The sequence below is a fragment of the Paracoccus sp. FO-3 genome (genome assembly GCF_006386455.1).
GTDB lineage: Bacteria > Pseudomonadota > Alphaproteobacteria > Rhodobacterales > Rhodobacteraceae > Paracoccus > Paracoccus versutus.
The window spans coordinates 16,840-42,165 of sequence record NZ_VCBQ01000019.1; the positions used below are offsets into that span (position 1 = coordinate 16,840).

General features: G+C 68.8%; 29 protein-coding genes, 1 pseudogene and 1 riboswitch. Of the genes and pseudogenes, 20 read left to right on the forward strand and 10 right to left on the reverse strand.

Annotated features, from left to right (window positions below; translation table 11 throughout):
- The first annotated feature begins 200 nt into the window (after positions 1–200).
- The 4 genes from fsa (at position 201) to FE811_RS07425 (ending at position 3,384) form a co-directional block, all read left to right on the forward strand.
- A complete protein-coding gene (gene fsa, locus FE811_RS07410; RefSeq protein WP_036751998.1) occupies positions 201–854 on the forward strand; it encodes a fructose-6-phosphate aldolase in 654 nt (217 codons plus the stop codon).
- The gene (locus FE811_RS07415) at positions 854–1,564 is read left to right on the forward strand and encodes a DUF484 family protein (RefSeq protein WP_116223079.1); all 711 of its coding nucleotides are present in this window, start codon (positions 854–856) and stop codon (positions 1,562–1,564) included. Before fsa ends, FE811_RS07415 begins: the two co-directional genes overlap by 1 nt.
- A complete protein-coding gene (locus FE811_RS07420) occupies positions 1,561–2,499 on the forward strand; it encodes a tyrosine recombinase XerC (RefSeq protein ID WP_116223080.1) in 939 nt (312 codons plus the stop codon). Before FE811_RS07415 ends, FE811_RS07420 begins: the two co-directional genes overlap by 4 nt.
- A 126-nt stretch (positions 2,500–2,625) precedes the next feature.
- Positions 2,626–3,384 (forward strand): TSUP family transporter, encoded by a 759-nt coding sequence (locus FE811_RS07425; protein WP_116223081.1) that lies wholly within the window; start codon positions 2,626–2,628, stop codon positions 3,382–3,384.
- A 219-nt stretch (positions 3,385–3,603) separates the two neighbouring features.
- On the opposite strand, the gene FE811_RS07430 is transcribed toward FE811_RS07425, so the two are convergent.
- Positions 3,604–4,590, reverse strand: coding sequence for an asparaginase (locus FE811_RS07430; RefSeq protein WP_116223082.1), 987 nt, complete (start codon positions 4,588–4,590; stop codon positions 3,604–3,606).
- Between the two features lie 151 nt (positions 4,591–4,741).
- Between FE811_RS07430 and FE811_RS07435 the strand changes: the two genes are divergently transcribed.
- The 6 genes from FE811_RS07435 (at position 4,742) to FE811_RS07460 (ending at position 11,442) form a co-directional block, all read left to right on the forward strand.
- Positions 4,742–5,269 (forward strand): invasion associated locus B family protein, encoded by a 528-nt coding sequence (locus FE811_RS07435; protein ID WP_036752013.1) that lies wholly within the window; start codon positions 4,742–4,744, stop codon positions 5,267–5,269.
- Positions 5,270–5,379: 110 nt separating this feature from the next.
- Positions 5,380–6,576, forward strand: coding sequence for a 23S rRNA (adenine(2503)-C(2))-methyltransferase RlmN (rlmN, locus tag FE811_RS07440; protein WP_072461099.1), 1,197 nt, complete (start codon positions 5,380–5,382; stop codon positions 6,574–6,576).
- A 210-nt stretch (positions 6,577–6,786) separates the two neighbouring features.
- Positions 6,787–8,310, forward strand: a complete 1,524-nt coding sequence (gene gpmI / locus FE811_RS07445) for a 2,3-bisphosphoglycerate-independent phosphoglycerate mutase (protein WP_116223083.1) — start codon at positions 6,787–6,789, stop codon at positions 8,308–8,310.
- Positions 8,307–9,542, forward strand: coding sequence for a murein hydrolase activator EnvC (locus FE811_RS07450; protein ID WP_036752022.1), 1,236 nt, complete (start codon positions 8,307–8,309; stop codon positions 9,540–9,542). Before gpmI ends, FE811_RS07450 begins: the two co-directional genes overlap by 4 nt.
- Complete coding sequence (locus tag FE811_RS07455; protein WP_072461102.1) at positions 9,539–10,954, forward strand: S41 family peptidase; 1,416 nt, start codon at positions 9,539–9,541, stop codon at positions 10,952–10,954. Before FE811_RS07450 ends, FE811_RS07455 begins: the two co-directional genes overlap by 4 nt.
- Positions 10,951–11,442, forward strand: a complete 492-nt coding sequence (locus tag FE811_RS07460) for an RNA pyrophosphohydrolase (RefSeq protein ID WP_116223084.1) — start codon at positions 10,951–10,953, stop codon at positions 11,440–11,442. The genes FE811_RS07455 and FE811_RS07460 overlap by 4 nt, the downstream gene beginning before the upstream one ends.
- Positions 11,443–11,534: 92 nt before the next feature.
- Here the strand turns inward: FE811_RS07460 and FE811_RS07465 are convergent, their stop codons facing one another.
- Positions 11,535–12,785, reverse strand: a complete 1,251-nt coding sequence (locus tag FE811_RS07465; RefSeq protein ID WP_072461104.1) for a lytic murein transglycosylase — start codon at positions 12,783–12,785, stop codon at positions 11,535–11,537.
- 85 nt (positions 12,786–12,870) lie between these two features.
- On the reverse strand, positions 12,871–13,185 hold the full coding sequence (locus FE811_RS07470; protein ID WP_116223287.1) for a hypothetical protein: 315 nt from the start codon (positions 13,183–13,185) through the stop codon (positions 12,871–12,873).
- A 56-nt stretch (positions 13,186–13,241) separates the two neighbouring features.
- Here FE811_RS07470 and FE811_RS07475 point away from each other — a divergent pair, with 56 nt between their 5' ends.
- Positions 13,242–13,712 (forward strand): YbaK/EbsC family protein, encoded by a 471-nt coding sequence (locus FE811_RS07475; protein ID WP_036752035.1) that lies wholly within the window; start codon positions 13,242–13,244, stop codon positions 13,710–13,712.
- 33 nt (positions 13,713–13,745) lie between these two features.
- Here FE811_RS07475 and FE811_RS07480 read toward each other — a convergent pair whose 3' ends face one another.
- Complete coding sequence (locus FE811_RS07480) at positions 13,746–13,997, reverse strand: GlsB/YeaQ/YmgE family stress response membrane protein (protein ID WP_024843035.1); 252 nt, start codon at positions 13,995–13,997, stop codon at positions 13,746–13,748.
- Between the two features lie 106 nt (positions 13,998–14,103).
- Positions 14,104–14,928, reverse strand: a complete 825-nt coding sequence (gene dapD / locus FE811_RS07485; protein ID WP_036752038.1) for a 2,3,4,5-tetrahydropyridine-2,6-dicarboxylate N-succinyltransferase — start codon at positions 14,926–14,928, stop codon at positions 14,104–14,106.
- Positions 14,929–15,020: 92 nt separating this feature from the next.
- Between dapD and FE811_RS07490 the strand changes: the two genes are divergently transcribed.
- Both FE811_RS07490 and FE811_RS07495 read left to right on the forward strand, forming a co-directional pair.
- Positions 15,021–15,848, forward strand: coding sequence for an LOG family protein (locus tag FE811_RS07490; RefSeq protein ID WP_036752041.1), 828 nt, complete (start codon positions 15,021–15,023; stop codon positions 15,846–15,848).
- Positions 15,849–16,607: 759 nt separating this feature from the next.
- Positions 16,608–16,802, forward strand: a pseudogene (locus tag FE811_RS07495) (SAM-dependent methyltransferase); the annotation flags it as partial.
- Positions 16,803–16,836: 34 nt separating this feature from the next.
- Here FE811_RS07495 and FE811_RS07500 read toward each other — a convergent pair.
- The 4 genes from FE811_RS07500 to FE811_RS07515 all read right to left on the reverse strand — a co-directional run bounded on the left by FE811_RS07500 (position 16,837) and on the right by FE811_RS07515 (position 18,714).
- The gene (locus FE811_RS07500; RefSeq protein ID WP_116223086.1) at positions 16,837–17,367 is read right to left on the reverse strand and encodes a hypothetical protein; all 531 of its coding nucleotides are present in this window, start codon (positions 17,365–17,367) and stop codon (positions 16,837–16,839) included.
- A gap of 111 nt (positions 17,368–17,478) precedes the next feature.
- Positions 17,479–17,946, reverse strand: coding sequence for a 23S rRNA (pseudouridine(1915)-N(3))-methyltransferase RlmH (gene rlmH, locus FE811_RS07505; RefSeq protein ID WP_114535009.1), 468 nt, complete (start codon positions 17,944–17,946; stop codon positions 17,479–17,481).
- 3 nt (positions 17,947–17,949) lie between these two features.
- The gene (gene rsfS, locus FE811_RS07510) at positions 17,950–18,348 is read right to left on the reverse strand and encodes a ribosome silencing factor (RefSeq protein WP_114535008.1); all 399 of its coding nucleotides are present in this window, start codon (positions 18,346–18,348) and stop codon (positions 17,950–17,952) included.
- A gap of 132 nt (positions 18,349–18,480) precedes the next feature.
- On the reverse strand, positions 18,481–18,714 hold the full coding sequence (locus tag FE811_RS07515; RefSeq protein ID WP_036752050.1) for a hypothetical protein: 234 nt from the start codon (positions 18,712–18,714) through the stop codon (positions 18,481–18,483).
- Between the two features lie 298 nt (positions 18,715–19,012).
- Between FE811_RS07515 and leuC the strand changes: the two genes are divergently transcribed.
- Complete coding sequence (leuC, locus tag FE811_RS07525; protein WP_036752053.1) at positions 19,013–20,449, forward strand: 3-isopropylmalate dehydratase large subunit; 1,437 nt, start codon at positions 19,013–19,015, stop codon at positions 20,447–20,449.
- Between the two features lie 19 nt (positions 20,450–20,468).
- Here leuC and FE811_RS07530 read toward each other — a convergent pair whose 3' ends face one another.
- Complete coding sequence (locus FE811_RS07530) at positions 20,469–21,050, reverse strand: hypothetical protein (RefSeq protein WP_052095767.1); 582 nt, start codon at positions 21,048–21,050, stop codon at positions 20,469–20,471.
- A gap of 89 nt (positions 21,051–21,139) precedes the next feature.
- On the opposite strand from FE811_RS07530, the gene leuD reads away from it, so the two are divergent.
- The 6 genes from leuD to bluB all read left to right on the forward strand — a co-directional run bounded on the left by leuD (position 21,140) and on the right by bluB (position 25,299).
- Positions 21,140–21,745 carry a 3-isopropylmalate dehydratase small subunit gene (gene leuD / locus FE811_RS07535; protein ID WP_114535007.1) on the forward strand — a complete coding sequence of 202 codons (606 nt, stop codon included), beginning with the start codon at positions 21,140–21,142 and terminating at the stop codon, positions 21,743–21,745.
- Positions 21,736–22,788, forward strand: coding sequence for an endonuclease/exonuclease/phosphatase family protein (locus FE811_RS07540; protein ID WP_116223087.1), 1,053 nt, complete (start codon positions 21,736–21,738; stop codon positions 22,786–22,788). The genes leuD and FE811_RS07540 overlap by 10 nt, the downstream gene beginning before the upstream one ends.
- 161 nt (positions 22,789–22,949) lie before the next feature.
- A riboswitch (cobalamin riboswitch) is annotated at positions 22,950–23,156 on the forward strand.
- A 36-nt stretch (positions 23,157–23,192) separates the two neighbouring features.
- Positions 23,193–23,369 (forward strand): CbtB domain-containing protein, encoded by a 177-nt coding sequence (locus FE811_RS07545; RefSeq protein ID WP_024843046.1) that lies wholly within the window; start codon positions 23,193–23,195, stop codon positions 23,367–23,369.
- Position 23,370: 1 nt separating this feature from the next.
- Positions 23,371–24,069 carry a CbtA family protein gene (locus FE811_RS07550; protein WP_036752064.1) on the forward strand — a complete coding sequence of 233 codons (699 nt, stop codon included), beginning with the start codon at positions 23,371–23,373 and terminating at the stop codon, positions 24,067–24,069.
- Positions 24,070–24,139: 70 nt separating this feature from the next.
- Complete coding sequence (locus FE811_RS07555) at positions 24,140–24,673, forward strand: hypothetical protein (protein ID WP_116223088.1); 534 nt, start codon at positions 24,140–24,142, stop codon at positions 24,671–24,673.
- Positions 24,674–24,675: 2 nt separating this feature from the next.
- Positions 24,676–25,299 (forward strand): 5,6-dimethylbenzimidazole synthase, encoded by a 624-nt coding sequence (gene bluB, locus FE811_RS07560; protein ID WP_114535161.1) that lies wholly within the window; start codon positions 24,676–24,678, stop codon positions 25,297–25,299.
- The last annotated feature ends 27 nt before the right edge of the window (positions 25,300–25,326 follow it).

Consider the following 25,326-nt stretch of genomic DNA (forward strand, 5'->3'; position numbering starts at 1 on the left):
CCACCAGCAACGGTCCGGCGGCCAGGGCCGGCAACAGGGCGACGAGATCGGGCTGAAAGGCTTCCAAGTCATTCTCCGGTTGCATGCGGCGGGGATAGTGGCATGCAAGACCTCTGCCCCGCAAGCCGCGCGGCCCGGACTTCACGCGCGGGCTGTTATGCGCTAAACCCACGGCAAAACCGCAAGAAGGGCTTCCCCGCATGAAATTCTTTGTCGATACCGCCGACGTCGCCGCCATCCGCGAGCTGAACGACCTTGGCATGGTGGACGGCGTCACCACCAACCCGTCGCTGATCCTGAAATCGGGCCGCGACATCCTGGAAGTCACCAAGGAGATCTGCGACATCGTCGAGGGTCCGGTCAGCGCCGAGGTCGTCGCCGCCAAGGCCGAGGACATGATCCGCGAGGGCGAACACCTAGTGAAGATCGCCCCGAACATCACCGTCAAGGTGCCGCTGACCTGGGACGGGCTGAAAGCCTGCAAGGCACTGTCCTCGCAGGGCCACAAGGTCAACGTGACGCTGTGCTTCAGCGCCGCGCAGGCGATCCTGGCCGCCAAGGCCGGCGCCACCTTCATCAGCCCCTTCATCGGCCGGCTCGACGACATCAACTTCGACGGCATGGAGCTGATCGCCCAGATCCGCGAGATCTATGACAATTACGACTTCCAGACCGAAATCCTGGCCGCCTCGATCCGCTCGGTGAACCACATCACCGACGCCGCCCGCATCGGCGCCGACGTGATCACCGCGCCGCCCGCCGTCATCAAGGCGATGGCGAATCACGTGCTGACCGACCGGGGCCTGGAACAGTTCAACGCCGACTGGGCCAAGACCGGGCAGAAGATCGTCTGATGACCGAGCAGACTGCGGCCGAACTGACCGAGGACATCCGCGCCCGGCTGCTGGCGCAGCCCGAGCTGATCCTCTCCGACCGCGACCTGATGCGCGCGCTGATCGGCGCGCGCGAGGCCGAGGTGGGCGAGAACGTCATCGACATCCGCGGCCGCGCCATGCAGGCGCTCGAGGCGCGGCTCGACCGGCTCGAGGCGGCGCATGAATCGGTGATCTCGGCCGCCTATGACAACCAGTCGGGGATGAACACCATCCACCGCGCCGTGCTGTCGCTGCTGGAGCCGACGGATTTCGAGGAGTTCCTGGAAAACCTCGACATCGCCGTCGCGCCGATCCTGCGGGTGGAAACCCTGCGGCTGGTGATGGAATCGGGCGGCGAGGTGCCCGAGCCAGAGGACGGCAGCCCGCTGGTGATCGTCCCCCCTGGCACGGTGGCGCGGCTGATCTCGGGCGGGCGGCGGATGCCGCGCGGCGACGACATCGTGCTGCGCGGCGTCGTGCGCGAGACCCTGCCCTTCCATGGCGACGCCCGCGCGCCGATCCGGTCCGAGGCGCTTCTGCCCATCGACCTCGGCCCCGGCCGCTTCCCGGCGCTGCTGCTGATGGGCTCGGCCGATGTCGGGCGCTTCAACCCGGCCCAGGGCACGGATCTGCTGCGCTTCTTCGGCCAGGCGTTCCGGCTGGCGCTGATCTCCTGGCTCAGGAAATGACCGGCGGGGCCGAGCCTTTGGCGCTGGCCCCGGCCATGGCCGACAACCTCGCGCGCTGGCTCGACAGCGAGCGCGCGACGCGCGACCGTTCGGACCACACGATCCGCGCCTATCAGGCGGACCTGCTGGCCTTCCTCTCGTTCCTCGGCGGCTATCACGGCACGCCCGCCCTGCCGGCAACGCTGGCCGGGCTGACGCAGACCGACATGCGCGCCTTCGCCGCCGCCGAGCGCGGCCGCGGCCTTTCGGCCCGCTCGCTGGCGCGAAGGCTCTCGGCCACGCGCAGCTTCATCCGCTGGATGGCCGACCGGCACGGCTTCGACGCCTCCAGGGCGCTGGCCTCGCGCAGCCCGAAATACACCCGCTCGCTGCCCCGCCCGCTGGCGCCCCAACAGGCGCAGGACGTGCTGAAGATCACCGCCGGCGCCCATCCCGAGGCCTGGATCGCCGCCCGCGACGCGGCGGTGCTGACGCTGCTCTGGGGCTGCGGGCTGCGCATCTCCGAGGCGCTGGGACTGAACGGCGCCGACTGGCCCCTGCGCGAGGCGCTGACCATCCGCGGCAAGGGCGGGCGCGAAAGACAGGTGCCGGTCCTGCCCATCGCGCGCGAGGCCATCGCCGAGTACCTGCGGCTCTGCCCCTATTCGCTGCAAGCCAAGGAACCGCTCTTCCGCGGCGCCCGCGGCGGCCGGCTCAACCCGACGCTGGTCGCGGCCGCGATGCGCCAGACGCGCCAGGTGCTGGGCCTGCCGCCGACGGCGACGCCGCATGCGCTGCGCCATTCCTTCGCCACGCATCTGCTGGCGGCGGGCGGCGACCTGCGCACGATCCAGGAACTGCTGGGCCATGCCAGCCTGTCCACGACCCAGGTCTATACCGGCGTGGACGACGCGCATTTGCTGGCGGTCTATCGCGCCGCCCATCCCCGCGCCTGAGCGGCTTCACCGTTTCCCGAATACTCAAGCCGCCGGCACAAACGGCTTCTGCATGCCCCAATGCGCATCCCGCCGCGCCGCCCGAGCCGGCTTTACATTTCCCGTGCGGCATCCCAAAGGGGCGGCATGTTCGAACTTTCCCTCGATCTCGTGCTGCTGCTGGCCGGCGCCGCCTTCGCCGCCGGCTTCGTCGATGCCATCGCCGGCGGAGGCGGGCTGATCACCGTCCCCGCCCTGATGCTGGCCGGCCTGCCCCCGGCGCAGGCGCTGGCGACGAACAAGGTGCAGGGCGTCTTCGGCGCGGCGACGGCGGCGATCTCCTATGCCCGCAGCGGGCTCGTGGACCTGCGCGGGCAAAGCGGGGCGGCAGCGGTCGCCTTCGCGGCGGGGCTCTGCGGCGCGCTGCTGGTAAGCTGGATCCCGGCGCAGGCGCTGCGCTACGGCCTGCCGGTGGTGCTGATCGGCATCGCCGCCTTCTTCGCCCTCAGGCCGGGACTGGACGATACCGACCGCATGCGCCGCATCACCCCAGCCACCTTCACCGCCTCGGTCGTGCCCCTCGTCGCCTTCTATGACGGGCTGGTCGGGCCAGGCACGGGATCGTTCTTCATGCTGGGCTTCGTCATGCTGGCGGGCTACGGCATCCTCAAGGCGACGGCGCATACGAAACTGCTGAACTTCGCCTCGAACCTGGGCGGGCTGGTCGCCTTTGCGGCGGTAGGAAAGCCGCTCTGGCTGGTCGGCGCCGTCATGGCGGTGGCGCAGATCGCCGGCGCCCTGCTGGGCGCAAGGCTGGCGATGCGGATCGGCGCGCGGGTCATCAAGCCGCTGCTGGTCGCGACCTCGACCCTGCTGGCGCTGCGGCTGGTCTGGCAGCTTCTTTGAAGGATGGGGGCTTTGCGCCCCCACGCCCGCCGGGCAAGCCCGACGGGCTTCCCCCGCAGGATATTTGCCCACGGAAGAAACCCGGAAAAAGGCCTCGGAAAAAGGCAATGCCCGGCGCCTGGCTTCTTCCGTGTCGAAATATCCTGGGGGAGCGCGGAACGCGCGGGGGCAAAGCCCCCGATCTGCTCGGGAAGGCTGCGCGCCGGAGCCGCGGCCGGATCAGCTCGGGAACCCTTCCGCCCGGCGCAATTCGCCCGTCGCCAACCCGCGCCAGTTGCGCAAGGGCGCAGTCAGGTATTTCTGCACCACCGGGTGGGCTTCCTCCAACAGGCCCAGATGCACCATCAGCGCGGTGATCGCGGCCTCGGCGCCGCGGGTGCCGCCATCCGCGATCTTCAGCGCGACCCCCAGCCCGCGTTCGGGGACGATGCCGACGAAGACCGCCTCGGCCCCGGTCTTGACCGCGGCACGGCCGTCCATGGCGCGCATCAACTCGGTGCAGGCCCGCCCCTCGCCGGCGACCAGTTCGGGATGGGCCAGCATCGCCTCGACCAGGCGCCGCTGTGCCTGGCCGCGCTTGCCGGCCGCCGGTTGCGCAAATCCGGCCATGGCATGGGCCAGCCCCTCGACCGTGCAGGCGAAATTCGGCGCCGAGCAACCGTCGATGCCCCAGCCGGTGGCGACCTCGCCCGTCACCTCCTCGAAGGCGCGGCGCACGGCGCGCTGCACGGGGTGGTCGATCTCGACATATTCCGGCCCCGCGTTCATGTGCCGCTTGAGCGTCAGGAAGCCGGCATGCTTGCCAGAGCAGTTGTTGTGGACCTGGCAGGGGCTCTCGTCCGAGCAGACCAGCCGCTTGCGCTCGGCCGGGTCGGCCGGCAGATGCGCGCCGCAGCGCAGGTCGCTGTCATCAAGCCCCAGGCCCGACAGCCAGGCCGCGACCCGCTCGGTATGGAGGCGCCCGCCGCTGTGGCTGGCGCAGGCCAGCGCCAGATGCTCGCTACCCAGCCCCGCCTGGTCGGCCGCGCCGCTTTCGACCAGCGGCAGCGCCTGGATCATCTTGCAGGACGAGCGCGGATAGATCACCGCCCCCGGATTGCCCCAGGCCTCGACGATGCCGTTCGCATCCGCGATCACCACATGGCCCAGATGGGTGCTTTCGCGCATCCCGCCCCGCCACAATTCGATGAGTCTGGCTGCGGTCATGGCTGTTTTTCCTCTGACAATCGCGCGATTTTCCGCAAACGGGGGTTTTTCACGCCTTCCTTTTCGCATTATCTTGCCGCCAGATGGTTGAAAACACCACCATCATCGGCAACAAGCCGGATCGAACCGGACCATGGCAGGAGGCCAGAGCATGTTGAAATTCGCGCCGCGCGCCGCAGCGGCAGCCGCCGCAATTGCGATCGCCGCGTCTTCGCCGGTCCTGGCCCAGGACTCGACGAATGTGATCGGGACCGAGGGCGACTGGACCGTCTTCTCGGCGACCAGCCCCAAGGAATGCTGGGCAGTGTCGGCCCCGAAATCCACCCAGAACCTGGATTCCAGCGGCAAGCCCAAGGAAGTGACGCGCGGCGACATCCGGCTTTACGTCGCCTATCGCCCCGGCCAGTCGGGCGAGGTCTCGTTCTCGGGCGGCTATCCCTTCGCGCCCGATTCGGCGGTCGAGGTGAATATCGGCGGCAATGTCTTCAAGCTGTTCACCGAGGGCGAAAGCGCATGGACCGGCTCGCCGGCCGACGACGCCAAGCTGGTCTCGGCGCTGCGTGCGGGCTCGACCGCGGTGGTGACCGGGCGCTCGGCGCGGGGCACCGTGACCAAGGACACCTTCAGCCTGTCGGGCATCACCGCCGCGACGAACAAGGCCCAGGCTGCCTGCAAATAAACTACAGCTGCGGGAACCGCGGCGGACAGGGGCGCGAGCCCCTGTTTTCTTTTGGGCCGCCTTGCCCTATATAGGCCCATTGCCCCTTTCGCCGCCCGGACCCGCCAACCATGAACGCCCCGTCGCCAGTCACGCCCGCCGCCCCGATCACCCAGGATCTGCTGACCATCCCGCGCAAGCTGCCCGAGACGGCGCGCCGGAACCTCGTCGGCCTGACCCGCGCGCAGTTGCACGAGGCGCTGATCGAGGCCGGCACCCCGGAACGGCAGGCCAAGATGCGCGTGGGCCAGATCTGGCAATGGATCTATCACTGGGGCGTGCGCGACTTCGCGCAGATGACCAACCTGGCCAAGGACTACCGCGCCCTGCTGGCCGAGAGATTCGAGATCGCGCTGCCCGAGATCGTCACCCGCCAGATCAGCGCCGACGGCACCCGCAAATACCTGCTGCGCATCAATGGCGGGCACGAGGTCGAGACCGTCTACATCCCCGAGGAAAACCGCGGCACGCTTTGCATCTCCAGCCAGGTGGGCTGCACGCTGACCTGTTCCTTCTGCCACACCGGCACGCAGAAGCTGGTGCGCAACCTGACCGCGGGCGAGATCGTGGGCCAAGTGCTGGTCGCCCGCGACGACCTGGGCGAATGGCCGAAGCCCGGCGCGCCCAAGGACGAGACGCGGCTGGTCTCGAACGTGGTGCTGATGGGCATGGGCGAGCCGCTGTACAACTTCGACAATGTCCGCGACGCGATGAAGGTGGTGATGGATGGCGAGGGCATCAGCCTGTCGCGCCGCCGCATCACGCTGTCGACCAGCGGCATCGTCCCCGAAATCGCCAAGACCGCCGAAGAGATCGGCTGCCTTCTGGCCGTCAGCTTCCACGCCACCACCGACGAGACCCGCGACAGGCTGGTGCCGGTGAACAAGAAGTGGAACATCGAGACGCTGCTCAACGCGCTGCGCGACTATCCGCGGCTGTCGAACTCGGAACGCATCACCTTCGAATATGTGATGCTGGACGGGGTGAACGACAGCGACGAGGATGCGCGCCGGCTGGTCCGGCTGATCCGCGGCATCCCGGCCAAGGTGAACCTGATCCCGTTCAACGAATGGCCCGGCTCGCCCTATCGCCGCTCCAGCTGGGAGCGGATCGAGGCCTTCGCCGACATCGTCCACAAGGCCGGCTATGCCTCGCCCATCCGCACCCCGCGCGGCGAGGACATCATGGCCGCCTGCGGCCAGCTGAAATCCGCGACCGAGCGCGGCCGCAAATCCGCCGCCCAGATCGCGGCCGAGGCCCGCGCCTAAGACGCCATGTCTTGCGCCTGCGGCCCGGCCGCATGGGTATTTGAACAACGAAGAAGTCTTGGGCCGGCTGCGGGCTTCTTCGTTGCATTAAATACCCATGCAACAGCACCGAAAGGCGGGGCGCTTCACGAATCCGGCAAGATCCGCGGCGACCTTGCCCCGCGCGCCCCGCAGTCGTAGAAGCATCGCGACCCGCGAAAGAGGTGACGCATGAGCTGTCCGAAACCCGTCGTCCTTTGCATCCTCGATGGCTGGGGCATTTCCTCGCGCCCCGAACAAAGCGCACCCGACCAGGCCAGGACGCCGAATTTCGACCGGCTGATGCGCGACTGCCCGCATGGGACGCTGGTGACCTTCGGCCCGGACGTCGGCCTGCCCAAGGGGCAGATGGGCAATTCCGAGGTCGGGCATACCAATATCGGCGCCGGCCGCGTCGTCGCCATGGACCTGGGCCAGATCGACCTGGCGATCGAGGACGGCAGCTTCTACGAGAATGCCGCGCTGGGTGAATTCATCCGCAAGCTCAAGGCCAGCGGCGGCACGGCGCATCTGATGGGCGTCGTCTCGGACGGCGGCGTGCATGGCCATCTCCAGCACGTCATCGCCGCCGCCCGCGCCGTGGCCGACAAGGGCGTGCCGGTGGTGGTCCATGCCGTCACCGACGGCCGCGACGTGGCGCCTACCTCGGCCGCGGGCTTCGTTACCGAGCTTCAGCGCGCCCTGCCCGAGGCCGCCCGCATCGGCACCGTCATCGGCCGCTATTACGCCATGGACCGCGACAACCGCTGGGAGCGCGTCGCACGCGCCTACGGCGCCATGGTGCGCGGCGAGGGGCTGCCCGCGCCGGATGCGGCCCAGGCCGTGGCCGATGCCTATGCCCGCGACGAGACGGACGAGTTCATCCAGCCCACGGTGATCGAGGGCTATGCCGGCGCGCGGGATGGCGACGGCTTCTTCTGCCTCAATTTCCGCACCGACCGCGCGCGCGAGATCCTGGCCGCCATCGGCCAGCCGGATTTCGCCGCCTTCGACACCGGCAGGCGGCCGCAATGGGCGGCGCTTCTGGGCATGGTCGATTACTCGGCCAGCCATGACGAATACATGCAGGCCGCCTATCCCAAGCGGCAGGTGGTCAACACCCTGGGCGCCTGGGTCGCGGCCAAGGGCCTGCGTCAGTTCCGCCTGGCCGAGACCGAGAAATATCCCCATGTCACCTTCTTCCTGAACGGCGGCAAGGAAACCCCCGAGCCGGGCGAGGACCGTTTCATGCCGGCCAGCCCCAAGGTCGCGACCTATGACCTGGCGCCCGAGATGGCCGCGCCCGAGGTCAGCACAAAACTGGTCGAGGCCATTGAGGCGGGCTACGACCTGATCGTGGTGAACTATGCCAACCCGGACATGGTGGGGCATACCGGCAGCCTGCCCGCCGCCATCCGCGCCTGCGAGGCGGTGGACAAGGGGCTGGGCATGATGCTGGCGGCGCTGGAAAAGGCCGGCGGCGCCGCGGTGGTCATCGCCGACCACGGCAATTGCGAAACCACCATCGACCCCGAGACCGGCGGCCCGCATACCGCCCACACCACCAACCCGGTTCCGGTGATCGTCTTCGGCGGGCCCGAGGGCGCGAGCCTGCGGAACGGCCGGCTGGCCGACGTGGCGCCGACGGTGCTGGACCTGATGGGCCTGGACCTGCCGCCCGAGATGACCGGCACCTCGCTGATCGGGCGGGCATGAGAGCCAGGCTGTTCTTGCCGGTGCTGGTGGCCCTTGCCATCGGCTCGATGGCCCCGGCCCAGCCGGCGACGCCCGCGCAGGACGATTCGCCCCTGGACCTGGCCGCGCAGGAGGCGGCCGAGGCGGCCGACATGCTGCGCGCCGCCGTGGGCCAGCTGGACGAGGCGCTGACCGAGGACGACCAGGTCGCCTCGCTGACCCGGATGATCCGCGCCTATGAGCAGGGCATGGCCGCGCTGCGCGAGGGTTTGCGTCGTGCCGGCATCCGCGAGCAGGAGATCCGGGCCGAGTTCGACGCCCGCCGCGAGCGGCTGGGCCGGGTGCTGGGGGTGATGACCTCGATGCAGAAATCGCCCGAGACCGTGCTGCTGCTGCATCCCTCGGGGCCGGAATCCTCGGCCCGCGCGGGGATGATCCTGTCCTCGGTCGCGCCGGGGCTGGAGGCCGAGGCCCGCGACATGCAGCAGAAGCTGGAGGAGATCCGCGCCGTGCGCGCCATCCAGCTGAACGCCGCGAACACGCTGGCGCAGGGGCTTGGGCAGGTGCAGGAGGCGCGCCGGCTTCTGGCCTCGGCGGTGACGGACCGCTCCAGCCTGCCGGTGCGCTTCGGCGAGGATCCCAGGGAACTGACCGCGCTGGTGGAATCGGCCGATACGCTGGACGCCTTCGCCTCGGGCATCGCCGGGATGGAGCAGGACGTGGGCGCGCCCATGGCCGATTTCGAAGGCGCGCAGGGCAGCCTGCCGCTGCCGGCCCTGGGCCGGGTGCTGCGCCGCTATGACGAGCCCGATGCCGCGGGGGTGCGCCGGCCGGGCATGGTCATCGCCACCGCGCCCGCCGCGCTGGTCACGTTGCCCTGGCCTGCGACAATCCGCTATCGCGGTCCGCTGCTTGATTACGGCAATGTGATGATCGTTGAGCCCGCGCGGGGGTATCTGATGATATTCGCCGGTCTGGCGCAGGTCTTCGGCGAGACGGGCGACGTCCTGACGGCAGGAGAGCCGGTGGGGCTGATGGGCGGGCAAGAGCCGCCCGCGCAGGAGTTCGGCGCCGAATTCGTCGCCGATGCCGCGGCCGGGGGCGGTGCTGGACAGAGCGAGACACTGTATGTTGAACTTCGCAAGGGCAAGGAAACACTGGACCCGGCAGAGTGGTTCGTGATGAATCCCATTGTCGGAGAGGCCGCGGACGGGACAAGCCGCAACGCAACCGGGCAGGACGGAGCTGAATGAAACATTATCTTCTGGCAGGGGCGATCGGCACGCTTGCGGGCATCACCGTCGCCACCCAATTCGCCGGCCCGCTGGTCGCGCAGGAATCGGGCAGGAACGCCTCGGTCTATGAGCAGCTGGACCTGTTCGGCAACGTGTTCGAACGGGTGCGCGCCGATTACGTCGAGCAGGTGGACGACAAGAAGCTGATCGAGGCGGCGATCAACGGCATGCTGACCTCGCTCGACCCGCACAGCTCGTTCCTGTCGGCCAAGGATTACGACGACATGCAGACCCAGACCCGCGGCAGCTTCGGCGGGCTGGGGATCGAGGTCGGGCAGGAGGACGGGCTGGTCAAGGTGATCTCGCCCATCGACGACACGCCCGCGGCCGAGGCCGGGGTCAAGGCCGGCGACTACATCACCCATGTGAACGGCGAATCGCTGATGGGCATGAACCTGGACGAGGCGGTCGAGAAGATGCGCGGCCCCGTCGGGTCCGAGATCAAGATCACCATCCTGCGCGAGGGCGAGAAGGAGCCCTTCGACCTGACCATCACCCGCGACACGATCAAGCTGACCGTGGTCAAGACCCGCATCGAGGGCCATGCCGTGGTGCTGCGCGTCACCACCTTCAACGACGAGACCTTCTCGACCCTGAAGACCGAGATGGACAAGGCGATCAAGGAGGCCGGCGGCATCGACAAGGTGACGGGCTTCGTGCTGGACCTGCGCAACAATCCGGGCGGGCTGCTGAACCAGGCCATCGAGGTCTCGGACGCCTTCCTCGACAAGGGCGAGATCGTCTCGACCCGCGGCCGCAAGCCCGAGGAAAGCGAGCGCTGGAACGCCAAGCCCGGCGACCTGGCGCAGGGCAAGCCCATGGTGACGCTGATCAACGGCGGCTCCGCCTCGGCCTCGGAGATCGTCACCGGCGCGCTGCAGGACCATCGCCGCGCCATCGTCGTGGGCACCAAGAGCTTCGGCAAGGGCTCGGTGCAGACGGTGATGCCGGTGACCTCGGACAGCGCCATCCGGCTGACCACGGCGCGCTACTACACGCCCTCGGGCCGGTCGATCCAGTCGCTGGGCATCCAGCCCGACATCATCGTCGAACAGCCCGCGCCCAAGCCCCAGGACGAGGAAGAGGCCGGCCAGCCGCGGACCGATTCGAAATTCCTGAACTCGGAAGCCGACCTGCGCGGCGCGCTGAACAACGATTCGATCAGCGACGAAGAGCGCAAGCAGATCGAGGAAGAGGCCAAGCAGGTCGAGGCCACCGCCAAGCTGCGCGAGGAGGATTACCAGTTGGCCTATGCGGTGGACATCCTCAAGGGCCTGGCGGCGGTGGACTATCACGCCCAGGCCGTGCCCGATGCCGCGAAGCCCGCCGTCACCGGCGAGGATGCGGCCCAGGGGGCGCAGGCGGAATGAGCGCGGACCTGCTGGGCCCCTCGGGCCTGCCCTATCGCCCCTGCGCGGGGGTGGTGCTGATCAACCCGGCGGGGCTGGTCTTTGCCGGGCAGCGCATCGACAACCCCGGCCCGGCCTGGCAGATGCCGCAGGGCGGCATCGATCAGGGCGAGACCCCGCGCCAGGCGGCGCTGCGCGAGCTGGTCGAGGAGACCGGCGTCACCACCGACCTGGTCGACGTGCTGATGGAAACGCCCGGCTGGGTGACTTATGACCTGCCGCCCGAGCTGCTGGGCAAGGTCTGGAAGGGCCGCTATGGCGGGCAGAAGCAGAAATGGTTCGCCATGCGCTTCCTGGGCGAGGATGAGGCGGTGCGGATCGCCACCGCGCATCCCGAGTTCGAGCGCTGGCAATGGATGCGGGCGGCCGATCTGATCGACGGCATCGTGCCCTTCAAGCGCGATGTCTATGCCCAGGTTCTGGGCGATTTCCGCGAGATCCTGGCCTGAACGGCCCGCGCCGCGCCGGGTGGCGCGGGCGGCATGGGTATTTGGGCAACGGAGAAATGCGCAAGGGCGGCTTTCGGGGCCGCCCTTTTGCCTTAGCTGCGCAGCATGGCCAGCAGGCGGGTGTCGGCATAGCCGTCGGGCGTCACGCCGCGCGAGCGCTGGAAGGCCCTGATCGCCTCGGCCGACTGGCTGCCGAGCTTGCCGTCCACGCCGCCGGTGTCGAAGCCGCGGGCCATCAGCAGGCGCTGGATCTCGGCCTTTTCGCTGTTCGACAGCGTGCGGTCGCCGCGCGGCCAGCTGCCCTGGATGCCGCGGCGGCCGGCGATCGCCTCGCCCAGATAGGCCACGCCGAGGGCGTAGCTGTCCGAGGCGTTGTATTTCAGGATGGCGCGGAAGTTCTCGGTGATCAGGAAGGCCGGGCCCCGCGACCCGGCCGGCGCCAGGATCGAACCCGAGGGCACCGGCGCCCCGCTGATCGTGCGCACGCCCATCGCCGCCCATTGGCTGCCCGAATGCTGCACCGATTTGCCGGCTTGGTTGAAGTCGAAGCCCGGCGGCAGGATCACCTCGGTCCCCCAGGGCTGGCCGGGGCGCCAGCCGTTCTGGCGCAGGTAGCTGGCGGTCGAGGCCAGCGCGTCGGTCGGGTCGTCCGACCAGATGTCGCGGCGGCCGTCGCCGTTGAAGTCCACGGCATGGCCGAGGAAGGACGAGGGCATGAACTGCGTATGCCCCATGGCGCCGGCCCAGCTGCCGACCATATGGGCGCTGTCCACGTCGCCCGACTGGATGATGCGCAAGGCCGCCACCAGCTCGCCGGCGAAGAATTCGCCGCGCCTTCCGTCATAGGCCAGCGTCGCCAGCGCCGGGACGATCTGCGTATTGCCGCGGTTGGCGCCGAAATTGGATTCCATGCCCCAGACGGCCAGCACGATCTCGCGCGGGACGCCATAGCGCGCCTCGATGGCCGAAAGCGTGCTTGCATATTGCGCGGCCTTGGCGCGGCCGGTCGCGCCGCGCGTGCCGATGGCGCCGTCGAGGTATTCCCAGATCGGCTTGGTGAATTCGCTCTGCTTGCGGTCCAGCGCGACGATGCTGGGCTGGTAATGCGCCCCGGCCATGGCCCGGTCGAAGGTCGCGGGCGAGACGCCCGAGGCCAGCGCGCGCGGGCGGAAGCTTTGCACCCAGTTCTGGAAACCGGCCTCGGAGCCCTGCCCCCCGGCCGTGGGCAGCCCGCCGAAATGGCCGCCGGCGGCGCCCGGTCCCTGGTTCAGCGACACGCCGCAGCCGGCCAGCGTGCCGATCAGGATGGCCATGGTCGCGATGCGCGAGATGCGTCTGGTCATTCTGCCTGTCCGTTCCGTGTTCTTGTTCTGCCTGCTCTGCTCGCAGCCAGTCTAGCCCAGCCGGGCGCGGCTGGATAGGGGCGGATCAGCCCTGCTCGTCCCAGAGCGGCTCCATCTGCGCCACGATCACCGCGTTCTCGGCCAGCGCGCGGTCCATCAGGGCGCGCTCTTCGTCGCGGATTTCGTGGCCCTCGGCCAGGCGCTCATCGATGCTGCCGTGGCCGGTGACTTCCAGCGGCGCAAGGCCGGCCTGCTTCAGGATGGCGACGGTCTCGCGCACCGCCTCGTCCTCGGTCGTGCCGGCGGCATAGCAGACCAGCGCCGCGCCGGTGGCGCCCTGGGGCAGGCCGTCGTCGGTGGCGCGGCCGACCTGGACCAGAAGCGTATAGACCTGTTGCATGGCTTTTCCTTCGTCGCGATTTGCCGTCATATCGCCCGAAACGGACGGAGGTGACAATGAGCAAGAGCTTGCGACGGGTGCGATCGGCGCTGGAGGCTGCGGGCCTTGCCGCCCGGATCCACGAGACCGACGACAGCGCCCGCACCGCCGCAGGCGCGGCGGCGGCGGTCGGCTGCGCGCTGGACCAGATCGCCAAGTCGATCATCTTCCGCGGCGAGGAGAGCGGCCATGTCGTGCTGTTCCTGACCGCGGGCGGCAATCGCGTCGATCCGGCCAAGGCGACCGAGGTGGCCGGGCAAAGGCTGGGCAAGGCCGATGCCGAACTGATCCGGGCCGAGACCGGCTTTGCCATCGGCGGCGTGGCCCCGGTCGGGCATCTGCGGCAGATCGAGGCCTGGCTGGACCCGCGCCTGCTGGATTTCGACCTGGTCTGGGCGGCGGCGGGCACGCCGCGCCATGTCTTTGCCATCGCGCCGGCCGACCTGCTCCGCCTCACCGGCGCGAAGGCGGCGGATTTCACCGCCTGACGGGAAGGGGCGGGAAGACCCCGCCCGGTTCCGCTATCCGGCCACCGCGCGGTAGAGCCAGATCAGGATCACCGCCCCGATCAGCCCGGCGACCCCCTGCGCCAGCCAGCTGCCGGCCTGGGCGTTCAGCCCGACCAGACCCAGAAGCGCATTGCCGACGATGGCGCCGACAATGCCCAGGATGACGTTGAGGATGATCCCCGTATCCGCCTTCATGATGCTGCTGGCGATCCAGCCCGCAAGACCGCCGACGATGATCGCGGCCAGCCAACCCAAACCCTGCATGTGAAACTCCGCTTTCAGGACATTCGTGCGGGTTGAACGCAGCGGCGGCGCTTGGGTTTCACGCCGGGCTCACGCAAGGGCGAGCCCGGTGCAGGGGCGCAACGGTTCAGTCGCGCAGAAGCTCGTTGATCGAGGTCTTGGAGCGGGTCTGCGCATCGACCCGCTTGACGATCACCGCGCAATAGAGGTTCACGCCGTTCTTCGACGGCATCGAGCCGGCGACGACCACCGAACCCGCCGGAACCTCGCCATACATCACCTCGCCGGTCTCGCGGTCGACGATCTTGGTGGACTTGCCGATGAAGACGCCCATGCCGAGGACCGAGCCCTCGCGCACGATGCAGCCCTCGACCACCTCGGACCGCGCGCCGATGAAGCAATTGTCCTCGATGATGGTGGGGCCGGCCTGCATCGGTTCCAGCACGCCGCCGATGCCGACGCCGCCCGACAGGTGCACGTTCTTGCCGATCTGCGCGCAGGAACCGACCGTGGCCCAGGTATCGACCATCGTGCCCTCGTCGACATAGGCGCCCAGGTTGACGAAGCTGGGCATCAGCACCACGCCCTTGGCGATATAGGCCGAGCGGCGCACGACGCAGTTCGGCACCGCACGGAAACCGGCGACCTTCCATTGCGCCTCGCCCCAATGGGCGAACTTGCTGTCCACCTTGTCCCACCAGGTGCCGCCCTGCGGCCCGCCCGTCTGGACCTCCATGTCCTTCAGGCGAAAGCCCAGCAGCACGGCCTTTTTCGCCCATTGGTTGACGTGCCAGTCGCTGCCGCGCTTTTCGGCGACGCGCAGCTCGCCCTTGTCCAGCGCCTCCAGCGTGGCCTCGACGGCATCGCGGACCTCGCCCCTGGTGGCGGGGGTGATCTGGTCGCGGATCTCCCAGGCGGATTCGATGGCGGCTTCAAGGGCGTCATTCGACATGGTCTGGCCTCTCAACGGTGGAAACTCTTGCCCAAGGGCTATAAGCCGAGGGGTGCGGCCGCGCAATGCGGCGGTTTCGGCCAGAGGATTGGATGACAGAACTTGACGAGCGCAGCCACCCGTTCCGCGACAGCCATCAGGACGTGGCGGTGGCGCAGACCACGCCCGACACGGCCCAGACCCGCGCGCCGGCCTATCGGCTGGCCTTCACCGACACCGAATTCCTGCTGCGCGAAGAGCTGCGCCCGGTGCGGCTGCAGCTTGAGTTGCTGAAGCCGCAGATGATCATGGATGCGCGCGGCATCCGCTCGACCGTGGTGATGTTCGGCGGCGCCCGCATCCCCTCGCCCGAGCGGCGCGAGGGCGCGCGCACGCCGGTCCTGGCGGCGCTGTCGCATTACTATGACGAGGCGCGGCGCTTTGCCCGGCTGATGACCGAGCGCAGCCTGAAAAGCTATGGTGCCGAGAACGTGATCTGCACCGGCGGCGGGCCGGGGGTGATGGAGGCGGGCAACCTGGGCGCGCACGAGGCCGGCGGCGCCTCGATCGGGCTGTCCATCGTGCTGCCGCACGAACAGACGCCGAATGCCTATGTGACCCCGGACCTGTGCTTCAACTTCCACTATTTCGCCATTCGCAAGATGCATTTCCTGATGCGGGCCAAGGCGGTCACGGTGTTTCCGGGCGGCTTCGGCACCATGGACGAGATGTTCGAGGCGCTGACCCTGATCCAGACCGGCCGGATGAGGCGGGTGCCCTTCATCCTGTTCGGGCCGGAATTCTGGCACAAGGTCATCAACTGGCAGGCGCTGGCCGAGGCCGGCACCATCAGCCCCGAGGACCTGGAGCTGATCAGCTTCGTCGAAAGCGCCGACGAGGCGGTCGAGATCATCGACAACTGGGTCGTGCCCTGCCCCTGAAACGGGGCAGGCGCCGGCCGGGCCCAGATCCTGGGCACCCGGCTTCGCGCAGCTTTGGGCGCTGAATGGCCGGTCATGCAGCCGATCATGCGCGGTCGCGTTCCGCTGGCTGCTTCGTTCCGCTAGCTGCTTCGTTCCGTCGGCCCCTTCTTCCGCCGGCCCCTTCTTCGGTCGGATGCCCTTTCAGGCCGCTTTCCGTTCAGGCCACCTTTCCGACCCGGCGGCCTTTACTTCGGTCACAGGCCTTTGGGGGTCGCGGCCGAGGCTGTGTGAAAACTCCAACTCCGAAAATTTACGAAGAACAGTTTCCTTAGAAATACATTCACGGCGGCCCGCCTTAGAACAAAGTCTCTCCGCAATGCCAGCAGGCGAACATTGTTCCATGCCCGGCCATGCTCGACTGAATTTCCACACAGCCTCGGCCCATTTCGGTCACGAACCTTTCCGGTCACGGGCCCTTTCCTTTCAGGCGCCCTTACCGGTGCAGGGCACCATCCTTCGGGGCCTTTATATCCTTCGGGGGCCTTTCGTCCGAGGGCCACAACAATGACTGCGGATCTTTCGTAGGGCACCTTTCCCGCTCAACCGCTTTTCGTTCGGGCCTTCCCGCTCAGGCGCTTTTTTCGTTCGGCAGCCTTTCCCGCCCCGGCGCCGCCACGCGCTACGGACCCAGGTCGCCGGAGCGTCGCCGCGGATCGCATCGCACCGGGGCAGGCATCACGACGCCAGCATGTCGGACAGCCGGGGCAGCGTGAACAGATCGACCTTGTCAGCTTCGTCTCCTCGGGTCCGGGCGACATCGAACTCCTGACCCTGCGCGCCGCGCGGCTGCTGGCCCAGGCGGACGTGGTGCTTTACGACGACCTCGCCTCGGGAAGGCCGGTGCTGGAGCAGGCCGGCCCGCAGGCCGAGCGCATCCCGGTCGGAAAGCGCGCCGGCCGCCCCTCGGCCAGGATTCGAGCAGGCTAACCCGGCCTTTCCGCCAGGGCTATTTCGGCCACCAGGCCACGAAATCGCCCGCCGCGACATTCGGCGGCGGGCCGCCGCCCCGGCGTTCCGTCGCCGCCCGCGCCTGCTGCGCCTGGGCCGCGCCGTGGCGATAAGTCGCATGCGACAGCTCCGGCCGCATCTCGGGTTCCGGCTGATCCTCGACGGCGCGAATCACGATGGTGCCCAGCTTCAGCGCGCGCTGAAAGGATTCATCGTCGCCATAGATCGCGGTCAGGAAGCGGATCACCTTGGCCCGAAACACCGCGCGATCCTGCGGCCCGTCGGCATCCTCGGCCGCGGATGCGGCCGAGCCGCCGCCCTGCACAGCCTGGGCCGATGCGGCCTGCCGCGAATGGTCGATGCCCTGGTGGCCAAGCTGCATGTCCTGCCCCACGCCGCCGGATTCCTCGACCGCGGGCACCTCGGGCTGGGCGCGGGCAAGGGTGGGACCGACGATTTCGACCTCTCGCGCCGCCTGCGTGGCGGCGGGACCGGCCCGGCTTTGGATCTGGTGAACGGTTGGAATCATGACACACCCGAAGATACTGATCTGGATATGCCCATCATAGCCGTTTCCCGGCGGATTTCACCCGCTCTTTGCCGGGTGTTTTCTTAAAATCCTAGCAATCTGAACGGCTTGTCATTCGCGGTGATAGGGACTGCCGGCCAGGATGGTGGTGGCGCGATAGATCTGCTCGGCCAGCATGACGCGGACCAGCATATGCGGCCAGACCATGCGGCCGAAGCTGATCGCCAGATCGGCCCGGTCGCGCAGGCTGGGGTCGATGCCATCGGCGCCGCCGATCACGAAGGCAATGTCGCGCGCCTGGTCGCGCCAGCCGGCGATGCGGGCGGCAAATTCGGGGGAACTCAGCATCTGGCCACGCTCGTCCAGCACCACCAGGGCGGCACCGTCGGGGATGGCCCTGGCCAGCAGCGCCGCCTCGGCCGCCATGCCGCCGCCGCGACGGTCGTCGACCTCGGCCAGGGTGACGGGGGGCAGGCCCAGACCGCGGCCCGCCTTGGCGTGACGGTCCAGGTAATCGGCGATCAGCTTCGCCTCGGGGCCCTGCCGCAGCCGCCCGACCGCGGCAATGACCATGCGCATGGATCAGATCTGGTGCTTGCCGGCCTCGATGGCGGCGTGTTCGGCGCGCAGCCGCTCAAGCGTGGCCGAACGCAGGGCGTCGGCGGGCATCCACATCTTTTCCAGCTGATAGAACTCGCGGACCTCGGGGCGGAAGACATGGACGATCACGTCGTCGGTGTCGATCAGCACCCAATCGCCGGTCTCCTTGCCCTCGATCCGGGCCGAGCGGCCGGTCTGTTCCTTCAGGCGCTCGACCAGCTTTTCGGCGATCGAGGCCACCTGCCGCGCGTTCCGGCCCGAGGCGATCACCATGTGATCGGCCATGGCCGAGCGGCCACGCAGGTCGATGGTCACGACATCCTCGGCCTTGTCGTCGTCAAGAGAGGCAAGAATGCGGTCCAGTAGCTGATCGCTCGTCAGCCCGGATTCCGCGGTGGTCGCAGCCGGCGCAGCGGCCGGCGAGACGGTATTGGACAGGGTTCATCCTCCGGTCATCACGCCGATCTCCCCCGGCGCCGGGGCCTTACCAATGTAGCACGGAATCGCGCCCGCTCAATGCAGGCGCAGCGGATTTCTGGACGCATCCGCCGGCGGGCAGGCCGAAACCGGCAGATTTCCCCAGGGATCGGCGCATCTGACCTGCCCCGCGCCCCAGGCCAGATGCAGGCTTTCGGCACCCGCCGCCGCCCGCGCCTGCTTCAGCGGCGTGTCCGCCCAATGCACCGCCAGCGCGAAAACGGCCACGCAGATCAGCGGGATCGCCCGCAGGATGATGCGAATCAGCATGATCGGTCCCCTTTCCCGTGTCTTTCGGCGCCAAGATAGGGACCATTTCCCAACTTGGAATTAACAGGGCCGTGTGGCGATATTGAATATGACGTGAAATCGCCCTATTAATGCCCCTATGCGAGGATTCGTCTATTTCGACATTCACGACCGCGCCCGCCTGCCCGGCCGGTTCTACGGCGAAAGCCTGTCCGTCACCGCCCGACTTTGACGGGAGCGGGCGCTTGCGCGCGCCCTGCCGCAGGCTGCGGCACCCCCTCCGCCCTTTCCCAGCTAGTCTTCCAGAAAAGAGACAGCCATGACCGGCAACACGAACGCGGGCGCGCCCCGCACCCTCTACGACAAGATCTTCGACGCCCATGTGGTCGAGCGTTCCGAGGACGGCACCTGCATCCTCTATATCGACCGGCACCTGGTGCATGAGGTGACCTCGCCCCAGGCCTTCGAAGGGCTGCGCATGGCCGGGCGCAAGGTGCGCCGCCCCGACCAGACCATCGCCGTGCCGGACCACAACGTGCCCACGACGCCCGACCGCGTGGACGGGATCGAGAACCCCGAGGGCCGCATCCAGGTCGCCGAGCTGGACAAGAACGCGCGCGAATTCGGGCTGAACTATTACCCGATGAACGACATCCGCCAGGGCATCGTGCATATCGTCGGCCCCGAGCAGGGCTGGACCCTGCCCGGCATGACCGTGGTCTGCGGCGACAGCCACACCGCGACGCATGGCGCCTTCGGCGCGCTGGCGCATGGCATCGGCACCTCGGAGGTCGAGCATGTGCTGGCCACCCAGACGCTGATCCAGAAGAAATCCAAGAACATGAAGGTGGAGATCACCGGCAAGCTGCGTCCCGGCGTGACCGCCAAGGACATCACCCTGTCGGTGATCGGCGCCACCGGCACCGCCGGCGGCACCGGCTATGTCATCGAATATTGCGGCGAGGCGATCCGCGACCTGTCGATGGAAGGCCGCATGACCGTCTGCAACATGGCGATCGAGGGCGGCGCCCGCGCCGGGCTGATCGCGCCGGACGAAAAGACCTTCGAATATGTCAAGGGCCGCCCGCACGCCCCGAAGGGCGCCGCATGGGAGGCCGCCGTCGCCTGGTGGAAGACGCTGTTCTCGGACGAGGGCGCGCATTGGGACAAGGTCGTCACCATCCGCGGCGAGGACATCGCCCCGGTCGTGACCTGGGGCACCTCGCCCGAGGACGTGCTGCCGATCACCGGCAAGGTGCCCGCGCCCGAGGATTTCGAGGGCGGCAAGGTCGAGGCCGCGCGCCGCAGCCTGGACTACATGGGCCTGAAGCCGGGCACGCCGCTGAACGAGATCAGCATCGACGCGGTCTTCATCGGCTCCTGCACCAACGGCCGGATCGAGGATCTGCGCGCCGCCGCCGGCATCCTGAAAGGCCACAGGCTGGCGCCGGGCGTGCGCGGCATGGTGGTGCCGGGCTCGGGCCTGGTGCGCATGCAGGCCGAGGAAGAGGGGCTGGACAAGATCTTCATCGACGCCGGCTTCGAATGGCGCCTGGCCGGCTGCTCGATGTGCCTGGGCATGAACCCCGACCAGCTGGCGCCGGGCGAGCGCTGCGCCGCGACCTCGAACCGCAACTTCGAGGGCCGCATGGGCCGTGGCGGCCGCACCCACCTGATGTCGCCGGTGATGGCGGCCGCAGCCGGGATCAGGGGCCACCTGACCGACGTGCGCGAACTGCTGGCGGAAACCGTCTGATGGCGAGCGGCGCGGGGCCTTACCGGCCCCGCCGCAGCAGCATCAAGGCGTTGATCGCAATCAGCCAGAGCCCGGCGTTCTCGAACCAGAAGTTGTATTTGATGTTCGCGAAATCGGCGCTGATGAGCCTGTCCACATGATGAAAGCCCACCGCGCGCACCAGCACGAAGCCGCACAGCACGGCCAGCCCCAGCAGGGCCGGGCCGTTGCGGCGCATGTGCCCGCGCAGGGCATTCGTCGTCCAGGCCAGCGCGAGTGCCACGCCCAGCACCAGCCCGGCGATGAAGGCCAGCTGCACCATATGGCGGTCGTCGTACCAGCCCTGCGCCCGCGCCATGCAGCGTCCGGTGGCGGTCAGCGCGGTCTGCAGGTCCAGCTGCTTGTTCACCCCCAGGAAGGCCATCAGCCCGGCGATCGTCAGCCACAGCCCTCGCGCCGCGCCGGCCGGACGGCGGCGCAGCACCATGACGGCCAGCACGAAGCACAGGAAGTAAGAGAGCACCGTCAGCCAGCCGGTGATCTCGGGGTCTCCGATCTGCGGCCTCCAGTCGCGCGCAATGCAGGCGCGCAGGGCCGCAAGGCTGGAAAACCCGAAAAACATCAGCGAAGCCCTTTCCATGGCGCAAGGCGCCGGACGGGTCTCGGTTAACGGGCCGCTGCGGCCCAAGTCAATTCTGCGAGGATCACGACATGGACAAGTTCACCACCCTGACCGGAATCGCGGCACCCATGCCGCTGGTCAACATCGACACCGACATGATCATCCCGAAACAGTTCCTGAAGACGATCCACCGCTCGGGTCTGGGCAAGAACCTGTTCGACGAGATGCGCTATGACGCCCAGGGCAACGAGATCCCGGATTTCGTGCTGAACCAGCCGGCCTGGCGCGACAGCCAGATCATCGTCGCCGGCGACAACTTCGGCTGCGGCAGCTCGCGCGAACACGCGCCCTGGGCGCTGCTGGATTTCGGCATCCGCTGCGTGATCTCGACCAGCTTCGCCGACATCTTCTACAACAACTGCTTCAAGAACGGCATCCTGCCCATCGTCATGCCGCCAGAGGTGGTGGACGTGCTGATGGAGGACGCCAAGAAGGGCGCCAACGCCCGCATGACCGTGGATCTGGAAAACATGACCGTGACCACCTCGGACGGGCAGAGCTTCCCCTTCGAGCTGGACCCGTTCCGCCGCCACTGCCTGCTGAACGGGCTGGACGACATCGGCCTGACCATGGAAAAGGCCCCCGCCATCGACGCCTACGAGGCGCAGATGGCCCAGAGCCGGCCTTGGGTGTAAGCTCACTGGCCGGGGCGGCCCTGCTGGCCGCCCTTGGCCTGGCCGCCCAGGCCGATCCGCTGCGGATCGCGACCTTCAGCCCCGACCTGTCGCGCGACGGGCCGGGGCTTTTGTTGCGCGACCTCGGCCGCAAGGATGCGCAGATCGACGCCGTGGTGCAGGTGTTGGCGGAAACCCGGCCCGACATCCTGCTGCTGACGCATTTCGACTGGGATTACGAGAACAGCGCGCTGGACGCCTTTGCCGCCAGGCTGGCGCAGGCCGGGCTGGACTATCCGCACCGCTTCGCCGCCCGGCCGAATTCCGGCATGGCGACCGGGCTCGACCTGAACGCCGACGGGCGGCTGGGCACGGCCGACGATGCGCAGGGCTTCGGCACCTTCTCGGGACAGGGGGGCATGGCGATCCTGTCGCGCCATCCCATCGGTCCGGTCAAGGATTACGCGGATTTCCTGTGGCGCGACCTGCCCGACAACCTGATGCCGCCGCTGCCCGAGGAGGTGGCGGCCATCCGCCGCCTGTCCTCGACCGCGCATTGGGATGCGGTGGTCACGGTCGCGGGCCGGCCGCTGCACCTCTTGGCCATGTCCGCGACGCCGCCGGTCTTCGACGGGCCCGAGGATCTGAACGGGCGACGCAACCATGACGAGCTGGCGTTCTGGCTGCATCACCTGCCCGACGGCCCCTTCGTTCTGGCCGGGAACCTGAACCTCGACCCCCTGGACAGCGAAGGCCGGCCCGAGGCGCTGGCCCGGATCATGGCCCATGTCACCGACCCCCTGCCCCGCAGCGCGGGCGGCGCGGCGGCCAAGGGCGGGGTGAACGACGGCCACCGGGGCGATCCGGCGCTGGATACCGGCGACTGGCCGGACGACAAGCCGCCGGGCAACCTGCGCGTCGATTACGTCCTGCCGGCAAGGCCGCTCAAGGTGCTGGACTCGGGCGTGTTCTGGCCGGCCGAGGGACCGCTGGCCAAGGCCGCGCTGGCCGCTTCCGCGCACCGGCTGGTCTGGGTCGACCTGGACTGGCCGCCGGCACCCTGATTCGGACAAGCCCCTTCCGCCCGCCCCCCGCGCGATTCCCCGGCATCTTCTCCGTTGTCCAAATACCCATGCGACGGCGCCGCCCGCCGGCCCGTCGCCCGGCCTTCGACCCCGCCCGCAGCGGCCGCCCGATTCCGCTTGCCGCCGCCGCGGCATCGCAGGTAACATGCGCGTGTATCGGTGCCCCTTTCCGGGGCCAAAAGGGAATGCGGTGCGGTCCTCGGCGTCTCGGGGGCCAAATCCGCAGCCGCCCCCGCGACTGTAGGCGGAGAGCGGACGTCCATCGCGCCACTGGCCATCCGGCCGGGAAGGCGGGCGTCTGCCGTGACCCGCAAGCCAGGAGACCTGCCGATGCATGGAACCGCAATGTCGTCGGGTTGGACGACCAAAGGAAAGGGTCGCAGATGACCGCAAAACCCATGACCGCCGCCGGCGCCAGCCGTGCCTCGGTCCTGTTTCCCGCCATCGCCGCCTTCGCGATCGGCTTCGGGCTGATCTTCATGTCCGGGCTGGTGCAGGCCGAGACCCTGCATGACGCCGCCCATGACGTGCGTCACGCGACCGGCTTCCCCTGCCACTGACATGTTCTCGCGCATTCTGACCAGCGGGTTGATCGCTGGCGCTGCAACGGGGCTGATTGCCGCCCTGTTGCAGCTTTGGTTCGTGCAGCCCGTGCTGCTGCATGCCGAACTGTATGAATCCGGCCAACTGGCCCATTTCGGTGCCGAGGCCGTCAGCGCACACCAGGACTTGGGGCCCTTCGAATGGACCCGCAACATGCTTTCGGTCCTGTTCACCATGATGGTCTATGCCGGCTACGGGCTGATGCTGGTGGCGCTGATGGCGCTGTCCGAGGCGCAGGGCAACGCGGTCACGGCGCGGCAGGGGCTGCTTTGGGGCCTGGCCGGCTACCTGACCATGCAGCTTGCCCCCGCCTTCGGCCTGGCGCCGGAAGTGCCGGGCGTCGCCGCCGCCGATGTGCAGCTGCGCGCGATCTGGTGGCTGGGCACCGCCGCCGCCACCGGGCTGGCGCTGTGGCTGGTCGCCTTTGGCAAGGGCTGGGCGGCCTGGGGCGTGGCCATCGTGCTGATCCTGGCGCCGCATGTGATCGGCGCGCCGCAGCCCGACAGCTATGCCGGCCCGGTCCCGCCCGAGCTTTCGGCGGAATTCGCCGGGCGCGCCCTGGGTGCCGGCGCCATGGCCTGGGCGCTGCTCGGCCTGCTGGCCGGCTGGTTCTGGCAGCGCGAAAGCCAGCGCGCGCCGGTGCCGCAAGCCGCCTGATCCGGGCCGCAACCGTTTCGGCCGGGCGTGCCTGTCGCGCCCGGCCCTTTCATGAAAGCGGGGAAAAGACATGGATCGTTCGATCCCGATGCTGCTGATCGGCCTGATCTTCGGCGGCGGCATGGGCTTCGTCATCGCCGCCGCCAACGGCATCACGCTGGACGGCCACGACCACGGCGCGCATGGCCACGGCACCCAGGCCGCGGCGCATGACCACGGCGCGCCCATCGACCTGCCCGCGGGCAGCGCCACCGCCTCGGCCCGGCTGGAGCCCGACAGCACCGCCGGCTGGAACCTGTTCGTCGAGGCCGAGGGCTTCTGCTTCGCCCCCGAACATGCCGGGCTGGCCGATCGCCGCGGCGAGGGCCATGCGCATCTTTACCTGAACGGCGCCAAGATCGCCCGGCTCTACGGCCCGGCCCATCACCTCGACATGCTCGCCGCCGGCGACCGGCTGCGGGTCGAGCTGAACTCGAACGACCACCGCCCGCTGACCGTGGCGGGCCGGCCGCTCGCCGTGGAACTGACCGTGCCCGACCGCCCGGTCGGCATCCGCGCCGGGGCCGAGGGCCTGCCCGACAGCGCCATTTGCGCCACGCCCTGATGATGCGGTTCGGCCCCGAGGACCAGGCCGCGCTGGACCGCATCCTGCGCTGGCGCCGCGACGTGCGGCATTTCCGCGACGACCCGATCCCCGAGCCGCTGCTGGAGGAATTGCGCGCGGCGATGGAACTGGCGCCCTCGGTCGGCAATGCCCGGCCCTGGCGGGTGATCCGGGTCGAAAGCCCCGATCTGCGCGCCGCGATCCGCGCCGATTTCCTGCGCTGCAATGCCCGGGCCGCCGCCCGCTACCAGGGCCGGCAGCGGCAGGAATACGATGCGCTGAAGCTCGCCGGGCTGGACCGCGCGCCGGTCTGGCTGGCCGTCTTTACCGAGATCGACCCGTCCGAGGGCCACGGCCTTGGCCGCGCCACCATGCCGCAGACCCTGCGGCAATCGACGGCGATGGCGATCCATGCGCTGTGGCTCGCGGCACGGGTGCGCAACCTGGGCCTGGGCATGGTCTCGATCCTCGACCCCGCGCGGATCGGCCCGCTGCTGGCGGTGCCCGAAAGCTGGGAGTTCTCGGCGCTGCTCTGCCTCGGCTGGCCCGAGTTCACCGACGACACGCCGCTGCTGCACCGCACCGGCTGGCAGGAAAACACCGCCCCCGGCTGGCAGCGGCGCTGAAAGGCCCCGCCGCATCGGGCGGGGCCG

Excerpts from the sequence above, each read along its gene's own strand:
- fsa (WP_036751998.1), top strand. The coding sequence starts at position 201 with ATGAAATTCTTTGTCGATACCGCCGACGTCGCCGCCATCCGCGAGCTG.
- FE811_RS07415 (WP_116223079.1), top strand. The coding sequence starts at position 854 with ATGACCGAGCAGACTGCGGCCGAACTGACCGAGGACATCCGCGCCCGG.
- FE811_RS07420 (WP_116223080.1), top strand. The coding sequence starts at position 1,561 with ATGACCGGCGGGGCCGAGCCTTTGGCGCTGGCCCCGGCCATGGCCGAC.
- FE811_RS07425 (WP_116223081.1), top strand. The coding sequence starts at position 2,626 with ATGTTCGAACTTTCCCTCGATCTCGTGCTGCTGCTGGCCGGCGCCGCC.
- FE811_RS07430 (WP_116223082.1), bottom strand. The coding sequence starts at position 4,590 with ATGACCGCAGCCAGACTCATCGAATTGTGGCGGGGCGGGATGCGCGAA.
- FE811_RS07435 (WP_036752013.1), top strand. The coding sequence starts at position 4,742 with ATGTTGAAATTCGCGCCGCGCGCCGCAGCGGCAGCCGCCGCAATTGCG.
- rlmN (WP_072461099.1), top strand. The coding sequence starts at position 5,380 with ATGAACGCCCCGTCGCCAGTCACGCCCGCCGCCCCGATCACCCAGGAT.
- gpmI (WP_116223083.1), top strand. The coding sequence starts at position 6,787 with ATGAGCTGTCCGAAACCCGTCGTCCTTTGCATCCTCGATGGCTGGGGC.
- FE811_RS07450 (WP_036752022.1), top strand. The coding sequence starts at position 8,307 with ATGAGAGCCAGGCTGTTCTTGCCGGTGCTGGTGGCCCTTGCCATCGGC.
- FE811_RS07455 (WP_072461102.1), top strand. The coding sequence starts at position 9,539 with ATGAAACATTATCTTCTGGCAGGGGCGATCGGCACGCTTGCGGGCATC.
- FE811_RS07460 (WP_116223084.1), top strand. The coding sequence starts at position 10,951 with ATGAGCGCGGACCTGCTGGGCCCCTCGGGCCTGCCCTATCGCCCCTGC.
- FE811_RS07465 (WP_072461104.1), bottom strand. The coding sequence starts at position 12,785 with ATGACCAGACGCATCTCGCGCATCGCGACCATGGCCATCCTGATCGGC.
- FE811_RS07470 (WP_116223287.1), bottom strand. The coding sequence starts at position 13,185 with ATGCAACAGGTCTATACGCTTCTGGTCCAGGTCGGCCGCGCCACCGAC.
- FE811_RS07475 (WP_036752035.1), top strand. The coding sequence starts at position 13,242 with ATGAGCAAGAGCTTGCGACGGGTGCGATCGGCGCTGGAGGCTGCGGGC.
- FE811_RS07480 (WP_024843035.1), bottom strand. The coding sequence starts at position 13,997 with ATGCAGGGTTTGGGTTGGCTGGCCGCGATCATCGTCGGCGGTCTTGCG.
- dapD (WP_036752038.1), bottom strand. The coding sequence starts at position 14,928 with ATGTCGAATGACGCCCTTGAAGCCGCCATCGAATCCGCCTGGGAGATC.
- FE811_RS07490 (WP_036752041.1), top strand. The coding sequence starts at position 15,021 with ATGACAGAACTTGACGAGCGCAGCCACCCGTTCCGCGACAGCCATCAG.
- FE811_RS07500 (WP_116223086.1), bottom strand. The coding sequence starts at position 17,367 with ATGATTCCAACCGTTCACCAGATCCAAAGCCGGGCCGGTCCCGCCGCC.
- rlmH (WP_114535009.1), bottom strand. The coding sequence starts at position 17,946 with ATGCGCATGGTCATTGCCGCGGTCGGGCGGCTGCGGCAGGGCCCCGAG.
- FE811_RS07515 (WP_036752050.1), bottom strand. The coding sequence starts at position 18,714 with ATGCTGATTCGCATCATCCTGCGGGCGATCCCGCTGATCTGCGTGGCC.
- leuC (WP_036752053.1), top strand. The coding sequence starts at position 19,013 with ATGACCGGCAACACGAACGCGGGCGCGCCCCGCACCCTCTACGACAAG.
- FE811_RS07530 (WP_052095767.1), bottom strand. The coding sequence starts at position 21,050 with ATGTTTTTCGGGTTTTCCAGCCTTGCGGCCCTGCGCGCCTGCATTGCG.
- leuD (WP_114535007.1), top strand. The coding sequence starts at position 21,140 with ATGGACAAGTTCACCACCCTGACCGGAATCGCGGCACCCATGCCGCTG.
- FE811_RS07545 (WP_024843046.1), top strand. The coding sequence starts at position 23,193 with ATGACCGCAAAACCCATGACCGCCGCCGGCGCCAGCCGTGCCTCGGTC.
- FE811_RS07550 (WP_036752064.1), top strand. The coding sequence starts at position 23,371 with ATGTTCTCGCGCATTCTGACCAGCGGGTTGATCGCTGGCGCTGCAACG.
- FE811_RS07555 (WP_116223088.1), top strand. The coding sequence starts at position 24,140 with ATGGATCGTTCGATCCCGATGCTGCTGATCGGCCTGATCTTCGGCGGC.
- bluB (WP_114535161.1), top strand. The coding sequence starts at position 24,676 with ATGCGGTTCGGCCCCGAGGACCAGGCCGCGCTGGACCGCATCCTGCGC.